General features: G+C 72.5%; 12 protein-coding genes. 7 read left to right on the plus strand and 5 right to left on the minus strand.

The genetic code is table 11. The annotated features are described in order from the left end of the window. Positions 1-101 precede the first annotated feature (101 nt). Together ACFYZF_RS18275 and ACFYZF_RS18280 are read right to left on the minus strand one after the other, a co-directional pair. Complete coding sequence (locus ACFYZF_RS18275) at positions 102-5,129, minus strand: hypothetical protein (RefSeq protein ID WP_387021961.1); 5,028 nt, start codon at positions 5,127-5,129, stop codon at positions 102-104. 14 nt (positions 5,130-5,143) lie between these two features. Further along, the gene (locus ACFYZF_RS18280) at positions 5,144-6,001 is read right to left on the minus strand and encodes a DUF4132 domain-containing protein (RefSeq protein WP_387021964.1); all 858 of its coding nucleotides are present in this window, start codon (positions 5,999-6,001) and stop codon (positions 5,144-5,146) included. 559 nt (positions 6,002-6,560) lie between these two features. Here ACFYZF_RS18280 and ACFYZF_RS18285 point away from each other — a divergent pair. The 4 genes from ACFYZF_RS18285 (at position 6,561) to ACFYZF_RS18300 (ending at position 8,782) form a co-directional block, all read left to right on the plus strand. Next, complete coding sequence (locus ACFYZF_RS18285) at positions 6,561-6,791, plus strand: hypothetical protein (RefSeq protein ID WP_387021967.1); 231 nt, start codon at positions 6,561-6,563, stop codon at positions 6,789-6,791. A gap of 329 nt (positions 6,792-7,120) precedes the next feature. Next, positions 7,121-7,744 carry a hypothetical protein gene (locus ACFYZF_RS18290; protein WP_387021970.1) on the plus strand — a complete coding sequence of 208 codons (624 nt, stop codon included), beginning with the start codon at positions 7,121-7,123 and terminating at the stop codon, positions 7,742-7,744. Beyond that, a complete protein-coding gene (locus ACFYZF_RS18295) occupies positions 7,741-8,148 on the plus strand; it encodes a phage holin family protein (protein WP_387021973.1) in 408 nt (135 codons plus the stop codon). The genes ACFYZF_RS18290 and ACFYZF_RS18295 overlap by 4 nt, the downstream gene beginning before the upstream one ends. Positions 8,149-8,170: 22 nt before the next feature. Continuing rightward, the gene (locus ACFYZF_RS18300; RefSeq protein WP_387021976.1) at positions 8,171-8,782 is read left to right on the plus strand and encodes a DUF3618 domain-containing protein; all 612 of its coding nucleotides are present in this window, start codon (positions 8,171-8,173) and stop codon (positions 8,780-8,782) included. A gap of 21 nt (positions 8,783-8,803) precedes the next feature. Here ACFYZF_RS18300 and ACFYZF_RS18305 read toward each other — a convergent pair whose 3' ends face one another. After that, a complete protein-coding gene (locus tag ACFYZF_RS18305) occupies positions 8,804-10,702 on the minus strand; it encodes a protein kinase (protein ID WP_387021979.1) in 1,899 nt (632 codons plus the stop codon). Positions 10,703-10,809: 107 nt separating this feature from the next. On the opposite strand from ACFYZF_RS18305, the gene ACFYZF_RS18310 reads away from it, so the two are divergent. Beyond that, complete coding sequence (locus ACFYZF_RS18310) at positions 10,810-11,091, plus strand: hypothetical protein (protein WP_387022182.1); 282 nt, start codon at positions 10,810-10,812, stop codon at positions 11,089-11,091. Between the two features lie 102 nt (positions 11,092-11,193). Beyond that, complete coding sequence (locus tag ACFYZF_RS18315; RefSeq protein WP_387021982.1) at positions 11,194-11,556, plus strand: ArsR/SmtB family transcription factor; 363 nt, start codon at positions 11,194-11,196, stop codon at positions 11,554-11,556. Positions 11,557-11,564: 8 nt separating this feature from the next. On the opposite strand, the gene ACFYZF_RS18320 is transcribed toward ACFYZF_RS18315, so the two are convergent. Then, positions 11,565-12,491, minus strand: a complete 927-nt coding sequence (locus ACFYZF_RS18320; protein WP_387021985.1) for a LysR family transcriptional regulator — start codon at positions 12,489-12,491, stop codon at positions 11,565-11,567. Between the two features lie 57 nt (positions 12,492-12,548). Next, the gene (locus ACFYZF_RS18325) at positions 12,549-12,734 is read right to left on the minus strand and encodes a hypothetical protein (protein ID WP_387022184.1); all 186 of its coding nucleotides are present in this window, start codon (positions 12,732-12,734) and stop codon (positions 12,549-12,551) included. On the opposite strand from ACFYZF_RS18325, the gene ACFYZF_RS18330 reads away from it, so the two are divergent. Next, positions 12,688-13,602, plus strand: coding sequence for a YeiH family protein (locus ACFYZF_RS18330; RefSeq protein ID WP_387022173.1), 915 nt, complete (start codon positions 12,688-12,690; stop codon positions 13,600-13,602). The genes ACFYZF_RS18325 and ACFYZF_RS18330 overlap by 47 nt on opposite strands. Positions 13,603-14,067 lie beyond the last annotated feature (465 nt).

The following is a 14,067-nucleotide window of genomic DNA, read 5'->3' on the forward strand; positions in this document are numbered from 1 at the left end:
TATCTCACTGGTTCGGGTGGGGTGTTCGGGACAGGGTCGACAGCGGGGTGGTGGCGCCGCGACGGCCGGGACGGTCGCCGGGGCAGCACCGTCCTGCGGGGTCAGCGGGTGGGCAGATGGTCGAACCGGGGCCGGTCGCCGTCGCGGAGGCGTTGCCAGGCCCGCAGGTAGAGGCCGGCGGCCGGTTCGAGCGGCACGGTCACGCCGAGCCCGGCCGTACCGTCGGGTGCGAGGTCGAACAGGGTGACCTTCCAGCCCTCGATCGGCGACTGCCCGCCGCCGCGCTCCAGCCACCGGCCGGGCAGGAACAGCGACCGGCCGGCCCGGGACCGGCTGGCCTCGATGACCAGGTCGGTGCCGGCCAGTTCGGCGCGGGCCGCCTTCAGCCGGGCCGGCTTCCAGCCGGTCCACCTGGCCGTGTTGCGGTCGGTCGGGTCCGGCATGGCCAGCAGCATCAGGTACACCGCTGCCGCGTCGGCACCCAGGCCGTGCTCCCCGGCCACCTCGGCGACCAGGTCGGGCACCGACCGGGTCGGATCCTGCGGCCACCAGGTCCCGTCCGCCGCCCGCGCGCCGCCGGCCGGCTCCCCCGGGTCGCCGAGCAGCGCCGCGAACCGCGGTTCGCGGACCAGGCGCAGCGCCACCTCCATCGGGTACGGCTTGGCCGCGTCTGACCGCAGCGCCGGCAGGTACGGGTCCGTCCCGTCGGCGTCGAGCAGGTCCGGCCGCAACGCGGGCGACGGTTGGCTGTCGTGGGTCGCCAGGACGATGGCGCCGTACCGTTCCCAGCCAGGGCCGGTCTCCGACGGGGTGCCCGCCACCTGCCGGAACTCGGGCAGGGAGACGTACTGGTCGAGGTCGAGCAGCAGGCCGGGGTTGGCCAGCCGGTCCCGGGTCACGGCCAGCGCGGCCGGCAACGCGGCCCGGCACGGGTCGCCGGCCGGCGCGTGGTGGGCGACCCAGGCTGCCAGGGCGATCGTGGAGCGCAGCACCTCACCGGTGAAGCCCGCTGCCCGGCCGTCGACCTGCCGGGCCCGGTCGCCCCTGATCTCGAAGGCCAGGTCGGTACGCAGTTCGACCGAGCGGGCCGGATCGAGCAGCGCCGGCAACGCCTTCGCTGGCCCCCAGCCGGTTCGGACCGCGCGCACCGCCTCGGCGAGCAACTGTTCGGGCACCACCACCCGGTGCCCGAGGGCGGCGTTCCAGACCGCCGCGGCGGCGGCCACGGCCGGACCGTCGGTCCACAGCCGGGCCGGGTCGTCCGGCAGCAGCGCCGAGACCACGGCCCGCCGGAGCTGCGGGCGGGCCTCCTTCAGGATCCCGAAGGCCAGCTTGACCTCGCCCACCTGCTTGACCCCGAGCGCCCTGCGCAACTCGGTCGGCACGGTGTTCGCCGAGTCCGCGTGGGGCAGGCCGGCCAGCACCAGCTTCGCGGCGGTGGGGGTGACGCCGGTCAGCTCGGCGAACTGCTCGGCCGCCTCCGGCCGCCAGGGCAGTGGGCCGCGCGCGGCCCACTCGGTGAGGAAACCGGCCAGCCAGCCGGCCGGCCGTTCGGCACCGACCAATGCCGAGGACTGCACCGTGTACGGCTCGGGCACGGCGAACGCGCCGGCCGGGTCGTGATGCAGCGCCTCGAAGTGGTAGCCGGTGGCCGTGCCGCTGGAGTTGAGGACGGCGATGAACGCCCCGTCGGACAACGGCAGGATGCCCGGCCTGGGGTACCGGCGCGTGCCGTCGGGGTTGTTCAGGTCCTCGTCCAGCAGGTGCAGGGTGAACCGACGCCACCGGGTCGGTTCGGCCGCCGTGCTCAGATCGAGCCGGTCCAGCTCGGTGAGCAGCGCGCGCAGCGTCTCCCGGTGGTCGTCGGGGGTGACCGCCGTGACGGCCCGGTAGGCGACGGCCGCGACACCGCCGAGCACGGGCCACCAGTCCAGAGCGCCCGGCAGGGACGGTCCGTCGAGGTGCAGCCGTACGGCGGGTTCACTCCCGGTGGTGGCGGACCGCTGAACGGCGAACGCCTGGAACTGGGTGAAGGCGTGGGTCGAACTGGTCGCCCTGTAGGCCGAGCCGCGCAGACCGTCCAGCGCCAAATTGAGCTGCTCGTCGGTGGGTCCGGTCGCGGTGGTCGCCGGCGCCACCGCCTTCGGGGCGGACAACGACCTGGCGAGCCGCTCGGTCACCGTGTCCAGGTCGGTGCGCACCCGGGCGGCCATCCGCAGCACCCCGGCCACCCCGGCCAGCACCGCGTCGTGGCTGATTGCCGGCAACGTCGCGCGGACCAGCTCGACCAGCACGTCCTTGTCGTTCCCGCCGGAGGCGGATGGTCCGGAACCGGGAGTGCCGGCGGGTGCGCCGGCCATGGACGCCGGGACGGTGACGGGAAGGCCGGTGACGGCCTGCGTGGCCGCGGTCAACCGGGACCGGGTCGCCGTCTGGGCGGCGGCCCGCGCGGCCTCTTCGGCCAGGGCGGCGCGGCGTTCGTCGAGGGCGACCTTGAGCAGCACGGCGGCGGTGTCCCGGTCCATCCGGCGCAGCGCGGTGGAGCCGGCCGGGTCCCGGGGCAGCATGTTGCCGAGGAAACTCCGCCCCGGCAGCGGGACCGCGTCGGGGGTGTAGTCCCGGCTGGACGGCGGCCCGACGGCGGCCGACACCGCCCCGTCGGGGTCGACCAGGACGAGACCCTTGAGGACGGCCCGCGGCCGGTCGTCGCCGGGCAGCACCAACGCCGCGATCGGTTCCTGTCCCGGGGCCACGGTGACGGTGCGACCGGCCAGGTCCTCGCCGCGTACCGAGCCGCCCGGCAGGGTGACCACCCGCCAGCCGAGCAGGCCGTCCACCGGCACGGCTGCCGGGGTGGCCCGGTCGGACAGGGCCGGCCGCAGCCAGCTGGCCGACTCCTTGAGGTGGCCTCCGCCGATCGGGAGGTCGGCCAGGAACCGGGGCAGGCTGCGCCGGCCGTGGGTGTTGCTGGCCGGGTCGTACTCGTGCCAACCGTAGTTGCCGTCGTCCTCGGTGGAGCGGTAGACCCAGTGGGAGGTGCCGTCGGTGATGACCGGCAGCTGCGCCGGGACAGCGGTGTCGCCGACGTGCAGCACGCCGTCGCCGGTGGTCCGCCCGCCGCCGGCCAGCGGCAGGGTGATCTGGTTCCCGCGCTGCTGGCGACCGCCGATGGGCTGCGGCTCGCCGGGCGACGAGTGCCAGTAGCCGCGCAGGTCGTAGCCGAGCTCCCGGGAACGCCAGAAGACCAGCAGGTGGCCGTCGACGTAGTGGTAGCCGGGCCGGTCCCACATGTCGCCGGTCGGGATGCGCAGGTCGTGGCGGAGCACGATGCCCTCGGCGCCGAGCACGCGCACCGTGGTCGGCCCGCCCAGGATCACGTACGGCCAGGCTTCCTGCCGGGTCAGCTCGACCCGGTGGTCGCCGCCGGTCACCTCCTGCCAGGCCAGCTCCCAGTCCGGCCAGCCCAGCTCGTCGATGAGCCCGCCGCGCAGGCTGCGGGCGACGCGCTCAGCGAGGTCGACACCGAGGGCTTGGCCGAGGTCGCCGCCCTGACCGGGGTCACCGGCCCGGCCGAGGTCGTCGGACACCAGGCGCAGCGCCTCAACCGGGAGCCGGCCCAGCCAGTCCACCGACTCCGGCAGATACGGCAGTCCGGTGGCGAACCGGTCGCGGATCCGGGCCCGCAGCCAGTCGGTCAGCAACGGCCGGATGCCCGGCGTCCCAGCCATCCGGCGCAGGGCGTGCTGCTGGTCGTCGAGCTGGTCGAGGCCCCGGCGCAGTGCCCCGGCGAACCGTTCGTCACCGGCCACGGCGAGCAGATCCCGCGTTCCCTCGACCGTGGCCCACTGCGCCAGGGCCAGGGAGTCGCCCTTCTCCGGCGGGGCCACCGGCAGGTTGAGGGCGAGCAGCAGGTCGAGCAGGTCCAGGTCGCCGTCGGCGGTGAGGGTCTCGCCGCTGTCGGCCAGTTCGGCGCGCAGCCGGTCGGCCATCCGCTCGACGAGCGGGTACAGCTCCGGCACCCGGCCGCGGTGGTGGCCGGAGTTGGCCCGGCTCACGAAGCGGCGCAGCCAGCCCACGGAGCCGTCCTGCGGGCGGGCCGCGTCCGGCACGTCCGGGTCGAGCAGTCCGTCGAGCGCGCCGGTGTCGGTCAACAGGGCCAGCCACGTGACCAGGTTGTCCCGGTCGGTGGGCATCAGGTCGAGCAGGCTGCCGCAGATCGCCGGGTCGCGGCCGGCCAGCGCCGTCACCGCCGGCAGGTGCGCCTTCCACCAGCCGGCCGGCACCTCGGCGGCCACCGGCAGCCGGAGCAGCTCGGTCAGGTAGGCCGCCTCACGGTCGGCGACAGCGGCGGCGCCGGCCTTGCCAGCGGCCTTGGTGGCGGTCCGGACCAGCCGGATCACCGCGTTGGCCGACTGCGTGGACGGCACCACACCGGCGGCTGCGGACCGCAGCGCCAGCCGGCAGAACCGTTCCAGCGCCTCGTCGGCCGGCAACTGGGCGGACAGCTCCTTCGCGTAGCCGGCCAACGCGGTCGCGGACACCACCCTGGCCGACGCGAACTCCACGTAGACCTCGTCCAGCCGGTTCAGGTCGACCGGCAGGCCGTGCTGCGCCTCGGCCTTGCGCGCCTTGTTGAACAGCTGCGTCGCGTAGGTGTCCTGTCCGGCGGCAAGGAACACCCGCGCCGCCTGCTCGAAGAAGGTCGGCAGGAGGTGCGGCATGGTGCGGACGAACCGGTCGGCGATGCCCTGGTACCCGTCCAGGGCGGCCTTCGGCCGCGACCGTAGCTGCTTAGCCAGCTTCTGCAACTCCGGCACCACGGCCAACGCGTGCCGGCCGTCCGCCGGGTGGTGTACCAGCACCCACTCGGGGAAGGCCAACGGGCGGCGCGGGCCCAGCCCGACGACAGCCGGCTCGGCACCCGGCGCCAGGCCGAGGAACCCGAGGGCGATGTCCTCACCCTCGCCCAGGGCCGCGTCGACGAGGCGGACCACCACACGGTCGTCGAGGGCCGGGTGCCGGTAGGTGCGGGCGGTCAGGGGCACCGCCCGGTCGCCGGCCCCGGCGGTGCCGGTCGGCAGCACCGCGCCGGCGGTCAGCAGGCTCTCGGCCGAATCCTCGCCCGACATGGTCGTCACCCCGGTCACCCCTTGTTCCCCGTTCCGGTCACGGCGCCGGACAGGGCCGTCGCCATCCGCATTCCTTCCGACCAGGCCACCGGCCCGACCTCGGTCAACCGCAGCGTCGGTCCGTCCACGACCGACCAGGAGAGGGTGCCCAGGGTCGCCTCGGAGTCCCAGTAGTCCTCGTCGAACCACATGGCGGCCTCGACCGTGCGCCCTGCCTCCCAGACCCGGCACCTGACCTGCGAGCCGGAGACCCGGAAGCCGAGAGTGGCGGCTCGGGCGGCCAGCCGGTTGGGGACCGTGGCGCCGCGGAAGTCGGTGATCGTGGTGTCCCGGTCCTTCAGGTTGGCCGGCTTGCCCCAGGTGCCCCGGCGCAGTTGCTCGACCCGCTGGGTAACGTCCAGCTCGTCGGCGAACTCGGCCAGGTCGGCCAGGTCGGGCAGGCGCACCGGGTGGGGCAGCGTGGCGCTGGCCGGCGAGAACCGGACGGTCTCCCCGTCGAGGTTGACCACGCGCAGGTCGCCGGTGTCGGTGACGTCCCGCAGGAAGCCCGGCTCGGCCGGGTCGTCCCCGAGCACCACGAGGTCGCGCAGCGCGTCCCGCCAGGACGGGTCGGGCCAGACCCGGGCCAGCAGCCCGGTCGGCACCGGCAGCGAGGACGTCACCCAGGCGTCGACCCGGGCCAGGCATTCGGCGGTGTGCCGGTCCAGCCACTGGGCGAGCTGGCGCAGCCGGTCCACCTCGGGGTTGTCCCGCAGCGCCTTCGGCAGAGTCTTCAGTGGACGGCCGGCTGCCCGCGGGCCGGTGGACCGGGCCGCCACCTTTCCGTCCACGAGAGAGATCTCGTACGAGTCTCCCGCCGGTAGCCAGCTCATCAGGAACACCCTCCGCAGCGACAAATCAGTCAGATTTCATAAGGAATCGGCCGCGATCGACGACGCAGGGCACGCTAACAGTAGTGACCGACACGACAGGGGCCCTCGGCCGGGCGGCGACGGGCGTACCGGGGTCGGGCCGGCGGGACGACAAGGACCGGACCTGCGGGAGTCGCAGGTCCGGCTGGTCCGGGTGCAGCCCGGACGGCCGGACGACAATCCGTGGCGAGGTGAAATGGTGACCCAGGTCACGCAGGGGAGGTCGGTGGCCGGGCGGCGGCAGTTGACCGAACCGCGCCGGCCCGACCCGACCCGACCGGGGCGGTCCAGCAGTCGCCGAAACCACTCCCCCAGCAGTCCGAGCATGCGACTCACCCCACGACTCAGGGCAGGAGCCAGCGGTCGAACCAGGCCCGGCTCCCTGACACCCCGAACTCATCACCCGACGGGACTTGCAACCTCTGTCGCATCCATACAGGTCCGCCGATCAGGTGCATGGTTCGGGCCGCCGAGTCCGACAATCAGGACTGTGCGCTCAGGTTGGATTGAGGGGGTAGTCATGGCACGCAAGACAAAGTCCGCCGCTCAGCAAGCACTCGTCCTTGCCTTCGCGGCTGGTGCGGTGACCGGGGCGGCGAGCATGCTGACCCTGCGCCGCCGCAGGCACGACACCGGCATGCATGGGGAGGTTGTCCACGGTTCCCTCAGCGGGGACGACGTCGCAGGGCCGCTGGGCGAGACCGCTGTCCCGCCCGTGAGCGCCCGCCTCGACGCCCCTGCACACGGCTAGTTCAGCATGTCGGGGGCCAAGCACGGCTGACCCATCGGTTCAGGGGCGTCGCACGTTGGCCGTCATCTTGGTGCCCTCGCCTGCGGCGCGCCACGCAACAGATCACCCGTCCGTGGGCGACGGGTTGCCGATGGCCCAGACGGAGATGACCTTGCCGGCTCGCTCCGGCGCCCGCACCTTCGGTCTGGTCCGACCGTCGATCCGGTCGGACGAGATTCGGCTGACCGCACCAGAACGATGCCGGGACGAGACAAGCGAGGCATGAAGCCGGTTGGCGTGGGTAACCGCGCGTACCGACTTGACGGGCCTGACCGACGAGGGGAAACCGGATGACGAGGGGATTGCAAGATCGGCCGGACGGGCCGGGCGGCAAGACCGGGCAGGCCCGGGATGCCGCCGTCGGCGTCGGCCGCGATGCGACGCAGGCCGCCGGCCAGGTGTCGCACCAGGCCGTGGAACAGGGCAGGGAGGTGGCCGCCGAGACCCGCCGACAGGCGCGCAACCTCGTTGAGGAGGCCTCCGCCCAGGCCCGGCAACAGGCAGAACAGCAACAGCGGCGGGCCGCCGACGGTCTGCGTACCCTCGGCACCCAGCTGCGGTCGATGGCCGACGACGGTCACCAGGAGGGCGTCGCCGCCGATCTGGTCCGCCGGGGCGCCGACGCCGCCCAGCAGGCGGCGGGCTGGCTGGACAACCGCGAACCCGGCGATCTGCTCGACGAGATCCGCGACTACGGCCGCCGCCACCCGGGCACCTTCCTCGCCGCTGCCGGTATCGCCGGACTACTCGCCGGCCGCCTGGGCCGCGCCCTCTCCAGCGGTCAGGGCGGCTCGACCGACCAACCGTCCGGACAGCCCGAGGAGCATCCCGGCGGCGCGCTGCACGTCCCACCCTCCGCCAGCGCGCGGGCTCCGGTGCGGCACGGGCCGACGGGCAGTGAGGTGGGGCCGTGACCACGCCACCGCCCCGGGGCGACGGCAACGACAAGGCGCAGCAGTCCATCGGCCAGCTTCTCGCCGACGCCAGCCGTGACCTGTCCACCCTGCTACGGCAGGAGGTCCAGCTGGCCAAGGCCGAGCTTCGGCAGGAAGCCCGTACCGCTGGCACCGTCGCGGCGATGGTCGTCGCCGCCGTGATCGCGGCGCTGCTGACCCTCCTGTTCCTGTCCAACGCGCTGTGGTGGGGGCTGTCCAACGTCATGGACCAAGGCTGGGCGGCACTGATCGTCGCCGTGCTGTGGGCTGTCGTCGGCGGCGTACTGGCCGTCCGGGCGCGCAAGCAACTCAGCGCGATCCGCGCCCTACCGCGTACGAAGCAGACCGCACAGGAGATACCCGATGCCCTGCGGGGCCGCTAGGACCGGAATGAGGTGAACCGGCATGACCAGCGATCCCGACCAGATTCGTGCCGAGATCGAGGCCACCAGAACCGACCTGAGCGCCAACGTCGACGCCCTCACCCACAAGGCCAACCCGAAACGGGCGATGACGGCACCGATCAACCAGGCCCGCGGGCGACTCGCCCGCGCCGTCGACAAGGTCATGGGCAGCACGCAGCACGCCCGCGAAGCGGGAGGCCAGCACGCCGCAACAGCGGCCCACCAGACCGCCGATGCCCTGTCCTCCGCCGGGCAACACGCCCGAGCCCTACCGGAAGCGTCCAGACAGCAGGCCCAGGGCAACCCTCTCGCCGCCGGCCTGATCGCCTTCGGAGTAGGGCTGCTCGCCTCGTCCCTGATCCCGCCCAGCAACCCCGAACAGAAGGTCGCCGGGCGCCTCAAGCAGCAGGCTCAGGCACACTCCGGCCCGGTCAAGCAACAGGCTGCGGACATCGCCCACCAGGCACAGGACAACCTGCGCGAACCCGCGCACCAGGCCACCGAAGCCATCAGGAGCACCGCGACGCGGGGCGCGGCCGAAGTCCGCGACCAGGGCACCCAGGCCGCCCGACACGTGGGCGAGGAAGCCCGCAACAGCAAGAACCGCCTGTGAGCGCAGCGCGGGGTGCAGCGATCACGAGACTATTCGCCAACGCTGGTTCTGGCTGCCGTCGCACATGCCGTAGGTGACCTGCCGGCCGGGGCCGTGGGAGGTCAGGCACCCGCTCGAGTTCCCGTTGTGGAGCTGACCTTTCGCCGAGTCGTAGACCCACCCGAAGACATTTCCGCTGCTGGCCGGCGACAGCACGCCGAGCCCGTCGTAGCCGATGGTGTGCTGCTTGGACGGAGAGGATCTCACGACCATGATCTTGCCGGCGAGTTTCCACCTCTGGCCGGGAACGTTCCGCCAGGCGGCGGTCACCACCTTCGAGCCGTCGTTCGTGCCGGTGGTGCTGAGCACGGTGCCGTCGGAGCTCACGATCACCATCTTGTCGGCGTTGAACGGGCCCGAGGGCAGCACCGGGGTGCCCGGATCGGCCCTGGTCGGCGCCCCGGCGCTCGGATGGGCCTTGGTCGGCACCGGGATGCCCGGATCGGCCTTGGCCGGCGTCGAACCGACCGGAGGGCTGGTAGCCGCGTCTGGGCCGCCGTCGGATGCGCCAGTCGTACCGGTAGCACCGGGAACGGTGGAAGGGCGGGAGGCCCCGGTGGCAGGCGGGACGGCGGCCACGGCGGCAGCGCCGGTCGGGGAGCTGCCGGCCGAGGGCTCACGGCGTTCCGCGCTGCCATCGGCGAGATAGGCCCCGGCCAGGATCACCACGAGCACGCCGATCACCCCGGCGATGACCGGTCGACGCCATCTCCGGCGCCGGGTGTCGGTCGACGACATGGCATAGGTCGTCAGATCCGGTAGCTTGGTCGGCTTCGTGCCGACGTGCTCGGGAACGGAATCCCGTGCATCAGCGACCTCGGGAACGGAATCCCGTGCATCAGCGACCTCGGGAGCGGTATCTCGTGCATCAGTGACGGTAGGCCGGTCTGGACCGACCGACGCGGTGTCGTTCAGCACGGCGGTCGAAGCCAGTGTGACGCCGGGCGGTCCGATGGGGATGGTCGGGGCGATCCCTGCCTGGGTGAGGGTTTCCTCAAGGCCTTCCGGCAGCCAGTCCTGCCCGGCGGCTGCCGCGCTGCGGTCGACGTAGGCGGCGATGACGTCCTGCGGCGTGGGGCGCAGATGCGGCTCCTTGGCCAGGCACCGGCTGATCAGCTCCCGCAGTCCCGGATCTGTGATGCCGTCGAGACTGGGTTCGCCCTGCGTGACGCGGTAGACGAGCTCCCCGGCGCTGCCGGCGCGGAAAGGAGCCTTCCCGGTGGCGGCGAAGGCGACGACAGAGCCGAGGGCGAAGACATCCGTGGCGGGGGTGGAACGCTCCCCGCGCAGCTGCTCCGGTGACATGTAGGACGGGGTGCCCATCCGGACGCCGGTCTGGGTGAGGTCGAGCTCGCCGTCGGCCCGGGAGATGCCGAAGTCGATGACGCGGGGTCCGTCGGCGGCGAGCAGCACGTTGCCGGGCTTGAGGTCGCGGTGGGTGATGCCGGCAGCGTGGATGGCTTTGAGGGCTTCGGCCACCCCGGCGGCGAGTCGCCACACGCCGTGCAACGGCAGTGTTCCGTGGCGCGCGACGGCGACGGCGAGATTGGGGCCCGGCACGAAGGCGGTCGCCAGCCACGGGCGGACGGCCTCGGAGTCGTGGCTGAGCACGGGGGCGGTGAAGACCCCGCCGACCCGTTTGGCGATCGCGGCCTCGCGCGCGAAGCGGGCGCGGAAGGCGGGATCGGCCGAGTAGGGGTCCTTGACGACCTTCACCGCCATAGCCCGGCCGGCCTGGGTCACTCCAAGATAGACACGGCCCATGCCGCCTTCGCCTATCCGGCCGAGCAGCCGAATGTCGCCCACCGTACCGGGATCGCCCGGGTCGAGGGGGAGAAACTCCAGCCCCAGATCGGGCAGGGTCGGGATGATGTCGTTCACTCGGCGCCCCTTCGTCGTCGCAGCGATGCTACAGAGGTCGAAAGGCCGACGTCCGTCCGAATCATGGTGGTTCCGGGCCGAATCCCCGTCGGGGTGGTGTCCGGCCCATGGCCACCGAGGCATTCGACATCTGGACCGCCGACAACGTCGCCCACGAGGCCGGAGACCGGCCCGGGCTGCCGGCGGGGTGGGCCGACCACGCCGGGCCCGGCATCGATGTTCGGGCCTGGCCCCGCTCCCCCATTCCCGCGTTCCCGGACAGGGTGGCGAGCACGAACACCGGCAGCCAGCTCTGCGCCACGGAGGCGAGGTCATCGGGCAGGGCACGCTCCCGCCGTCGCCAGGCGTACCCGGCAGCGCTCCGGGATGCGGTCCGGCGGGCATGGTGAACCGCCGGCCGTCGGCGTCGGCCGGGCGACGGACCAAACTTGTGGTGACCCGGGTTCCGGTTCCGCCGGACTATCGATGGTGTTGGTGGAACGATAGAAGACGTGGGAACTGCGAAAACTGCTACACCTGTCATCTCGCCGCTTGCTGGCGAGCCGATCAAGCGCGCCGATGCCCAGCGGCTCGCGGGAGTGCTGAAGGCACTCGCCGACCCCGCCCGGCTGCGACTGCTCAGTCTGATTCAGTCCGCTCCGGAGGGCGAGGCGTCCGTGAGTGACCTCACCGCGCCGCTTGGCCTCTCCCAGCCGACCGTGAGTCACCACCTTCGGATCCTCACCGAGGCCGGCCTGATCGAGCGCGAGAAGCGCGGCGTCTGGGCGTACTACCGCCTGGTGCCGTCCGCGATCGCGGCGATCGCCGACCTGCTGACGCCGCCCCGCAAGCGGGCGACGAAGAAGGCCCGCTGAGCGGAGGATCACACATGCGTTGACGGGATCGGACCGGTGACAGGCGACGCGTCGATCGCCTGCAACAGGGCCGTCGCGGATCCGGTGAGGCGCCTGCCAGACGGCCAGACCGCCCGCAACGTCCGACTCAGCGGCAGGTCATCCACCGGCACGGTCACCAGTTGGCCGGAGGTCAACTCCGCCTCGACGGCATACCTGCTGAGCACTGCGGGCGCGGTGCCGGTCATGGCGGCTCCTTTGACGGCGGCGTTGGAACCGAGAGCGAGGTGGGGCGGCAGCGGGTCCAGGTCGCGCAGGGCCAACTCCAGTGTTTCGCGGGTGCCGGAACCTGCCTCCCGGACCACCAGCCGGGTGTGCGCGAGCTCGGTTGGCCGCAGTGGGCGGTTGAGCCGAGCCCACAGATGCTGCGGCGCCACCACGACGACAAGGTGGTCATGCCCGACGATGCGGTGGTCCAGCCCGTCCGGCACCGTCGGGCCTTCGACGAACCCGATGTCGACGCTCTCATCGGACACCAGCATCCGGGCGACCTCGGCGGAGTTGACGACGGTCAGACCGACCCGCACGTCGGGCTCCCGCTGACCGAGACGGTGCAGCCAACGGGGAAGCAACGCCTCGGCGACAGTCATGCTGGCGGCGATGCGAAGCTGGGCCGCCCGCGCCTGCCGCATCGCGGTGAGGCTGCTCTGGAACTCGTCGGCGGCCGCCAGCAGCCGTAGTGACCAGGTCACCACGACCTTGCCGTCGTCGGTCAGCACCGACCCACGCGGCGTCCGGGTGAGCAACGGAAGCCGGGCCTGGCGCTCCAGGGCGGCGAGCCGCTTGGTGGCCGACGGTTGGGCCATCCCGATCGCGCGGGCGGCCTGGCCGACGCTGCCCAACTCTGCCACCCGGGCCAGGAGGCGGAGCGACAGCAGATCAGGAAGTTGACTCATAGCCACAGGCTATGACGTGCACCGCGCCCGAGGACTACTGGTCACGATGCGCTGGCTTCAGGCTGTCTTCATGGCGATCAAGAGTCCGACCAGAGCGGGCGACGACCGTACCCGGGCGCGGCGAAGCTCCGACCGGCTCGCGGCCGCGCTGCCGGGCCTGCTCGTCGCCAGCACGGCCGCCGCCATCGGGTACGCCGTGAACCGCCAGATCGGAGCGGCCAGCCCTCTGGTGGTGGCGATCACGCTCGGCATGCTGCTGAGTGCGCTGGGCGGATACCGTCCGCGACTCCGGGACGGCCTGCGGCTCGCCTCGTCGACGCTCCTGCGTACCGGAATTGTGCTGCTCGGCCTGCAACTTGTCGTCTCCGACATCTACCGGCTCGGGATCGGGCCGATCGTCGCGGTGCTCGTGAGCGTCGCCACCGCGTTCGTCGTCACCCGCTGGGTCGGGCGGCGGCTCGGCCTGACTCCGGCCCGCGCGCTGCTCGTCGCGACGGGGGTGGCCATCTGCGGGGCGTCGGCGGTGGCCGCGATGAACCAGGTTGCCGACGGAGAGGATGACGACGCCGTCACAGCGGTCGCCGTGGTCACCGTGCTCGGCACACTGTCGCTGGCGGTCCTCCCCGTGTCGGGTCTACTGCTCGGGCTCGACGAGGCCATGTTCGGCATGTGGATCGGGGCGAGCGTGCACGAGGTCGGTCAGGTGGTGGCCATCGGAGGAGCGGTTGGCGCGGCCGCGTTGTCCACCGCGGTGGTGGTGAAGCTGTTCCGGGTGGCACTCCTCGCGCCGCTCGTCGCAGCGGTCGCGATCGGTCGCCGCTCGGCGGCGCGGAAGGACGACGGCGCTGAGCTTCCGCCGGTCCTTCCGTGGTTCGTGGCCGGATTCCTTGCGATGGTGGCGCTGCGTACCACCGGTTGGCTGCCCGGCGGAGTGCTCACTGCCGCATCCACGACGAGCACACTTCTGCTGGCCACAGCCATGTTCGCGCTCGGTGCCGCGGTCAACCTACGGGCCGTCGCGGGCAGTGGCCGCTCTGCGGTGAGTGCCGGCGCCATCGGTACTGCCGTCCTGGCGGCCACATCGCTGGCCGGCCTGGCCCTGGTGGGCTGACTGTGGTCAGCGGCCCGTCGGACGCGCAGCGCGAGGGGCGGCGGATCCTGGTGCAATCCTCGTCGTCCGGCGAACGCCCCGGGCCGGCGTAAGGCCGACGGTGAGCTGGGACTTCCCGGATCACGTTGACGATCTGGCGATCATCTCGAAACTATCGCTTGAGAATCTCGCAACTTTCTGGAAACCTATAACCGTCGATGAGTGTGAGCGCTAACACAAGCCGATCAACCCAGGACCCACCACGAAACAACCAGGTCAGTCGCGGTACCGCCTCGACTCCGACCAGCAGGCCGGGCGAGGCGGTCCATGTCCGCGGCAGTCAACCCGCAGAACTCGAAAGCACTCGCGTCGACTGCGCGGGGAGCCCAACGCCCGTCGCCACCACCCCTGCCGGCCGGGCGGCTGGACCCTCACCGCGAGCTGTACTCGCTGGCCGCACAGCCCAGCTACCCACCCGTTGGAGGA

Origin of the sequence: Micromonospora sp. NPDC001898 (assembly GCF_042891255.1) — a bacterium.
Lineage (GTDB): Bacteria > Actinomycetota > Actinomycetes > Mycobacteriales > Micromonosporaceae > Micromonospora.

Excerpts from the sequence above, each read along its gene's own strand:
- ACFYZF_RS18275 (WP_387021961.1), bottom strand. The coding sequence starts at position 5,129 with ATGTCGGGCGAGGATTCGGCCGAGAGCCTGCTGACCGCCGGCGCGGTG.
- ACFYZF_RS18280 (WP_387021964.1), bottom strand. The coding sequence starts at position 6,001 with ATGAGCTGGCTACCGGCGGGAGACTCGTACGAGATCTCTCTCGTGGAC.
- ACFYZF_RS18285 (WP_387021967.1), top strand. The coding sequence starts at position 6,561 with ATGGCACGCAAGACAAAGTCCGCCGCTCAGCAAGCACTCGTCCTTGCC.
- ACFYZF_RS18290 (WP_387021970.1), top strand. The coding sequence starts at position 7,121 with ATGACGAGGGGATTGCAAGATCGGCCGGACGGGCCGGGCGGCAAGACC.
- ACFYZF_RS18300 (WP_387021976.1), top strand. The coding sequence starts at position 8,171 with ATGACCAGCGATCCCGACCAGATTCGTGCCGAGATCGAGGCCACCAGA.
- ACFYZF_RS18310 (WP_387022182.1), top strand. The coding sequence starts at position 10,810 with ATGGCCACCGAGGCATTCGACATCTGGACCGCCGACAACGTCGCCCAC.
- ACFYZF_RS18320 (WP_387021985.1), bottom strand. The coding sequence starts at position 12,491 with ATGAGTCAACTTCCTGATCTGCTGTCGCTCCGCCTCCTGGCCCGGGTG.